This is a genomic window from Acidobacteriota bacterium, from assembly GCA_003225175.1.
GTDB lineage: Bacteria > Acidobacteriota > Terriglobia > Terriglobales > Acidobacteriaceae > Gp1-AA112.
The window spans coordinates 1-1,807 of sequence record QIBA01000208.1; the positions used below are offsets into that span (position 1 = coordinate 1).

Annotated in this window: 1 protein-coding gene; it reads left to right on the forward strand. The window is 54.5% G+C overall.

Translation table 11 applies throughout. The features are described 5' to 3' along the window. Positions 1–1,511: hypothetical protein (locus DMG62_24595; GenBank protein PYY19442.1), on the forward strand; the 1,511-nt coding region annotated here is incomplete at its 5' end. Positions 1,512–1,807: the final 296 nt, after the last annotated feature.

Below are 1,807 nucleotides of genomic sequence, written 5' to 3' on the forward strand. Positions count from 1 at the left end.
CCCACGCAGTGACCCCGGCGCCGGACGGAGGCTATCCCAACGACAACACGGCTGAAGGCACTAACGCGCTCTCTAACCTGAACGTGACAAGCGGCATGTTCAACACAGCCATCGGGGCCTGGGCGCTGTTTACCAACATCTCGGGCCTGCGGAACACGGCCGTTGGTCGTGTTGCGCTTTATAACAATACCGGTGATGATAACACCGCCCTTGGCGCCCAGACCCTCGTTGCCAACACAACCGGTCACAACAACACGGCCGTTGGAGTGCATGCACTCGAGTACAACCAAAACGGCCTGGACAATACCGCTAACGGTTTTTATGCCCTCTGGGTCAATGCCGGCAGCTATAACACAGCCACCGGTTCCAATGTGCTTCAAGCCAATACAACTGGTTCCGAAAATACCGCGACCGGTTTTAGTGCGCTTTTTAGCAACACAAGCGGCGAGGACAATACCGCCACCGGAATTTATGCGCTCTATAGCAACACAGACGGGGACTTTAACACGGCCAATGGATTCCAGGCGCTCTATAGCAACACACACGGCACAGACAACACTGCCACCGGTGTTAACGCGCTTTTAGACAACACCATCGGCAGCAGTAACACGGCTATCGGGTTTCAGGCTGCTGTAAGCAATGTGAGCGGCAACAACAACACTGCCACCGGCAGTGGCGCGCTGACTTCAAACACAATTGGCACCAACAACACGGCCACCGGTTTCAACGCGCTCTTTCGCAACACCGGCAGCAGTAACACGGCTATCGGTTTTCAGGCTGCTGTAAACAATGTGAGCGGCAACAACAACACTGCCACCGGGAACGGCGCGCTGACTTCAAACACAATTGGCACCAACAACACGGCCACCGGTTTCAACGCACTCTTTCGCAACACCGGCAGTACCAACATCGCCGTCGGCGCGTTAGCCGGTCAAAACCTGACCACCGGCAGCAACAATATCGATATCGGCCATGCCGGAGTAGCGGGCGAGAGCGCCAAAATCCGCATTGGCACGCAAGGAACACAGAACGGCACCTTTATCGCCGGTATTTATAACGTGAGCGAAGGTGGAACGATCAAGCCGGTGTATATCAACAGCACCGGCCGGCTCGGCACTCAACCGCCGGCTTCGGCACGGAAGTTCAAGGAAGAGATCAAAGCGATGGAGAAAACGAGCGAAGGAATCCTGAAACTTAAACCTGTGACCTTTCGCTACAAAAACGACGCGGAATGCACGCCACAATTTGGACTGATTGCGGAAGACGTAGCAAATGTGAACCCCGACCTGGTCGTGCGCGATGAGAACGGAGAGATTTACACGGTCCGCTACGAAGCGGTGAACGCGATGCTACTCAACGAATTCCTCAAAGAGCATCGCAAAGTGGAGAAATTGGAAGCCACGGTTGAGGGTCTTGCAGCAACCGTGAAGGAACAAGCAGCGCAAATCCAAAAGGTGAGCGCCCAGCTTGAGACGAGCAAACCTGCGCCGCAAGTGGTCAAAAATCCCTAAAGCCGCGCCCACTCCAATAAAGCAGCAGCATTTCACAATCAGCCGTCACGCTTCACCGTGTGGCGGCTTTTTGTTTCACGCAGCGCTACGGCTCACGCGCCTTTCGTTTTGATCGGCGGCTTTCGTTTTTGACTCGCTTCTTGCAGAACCCCCCGCGGCACATCGCCGCCCTAGCTGGGCGGTGCTTTCATTTGTCACGTCCTTCTACGGAAATGCGGGAACGAAGTTTTTGGATAAATCCCGTGCTGGTTCATCGTCAATCGCTTCGTCTTATTTAAATAAATGCGAAAATAAGC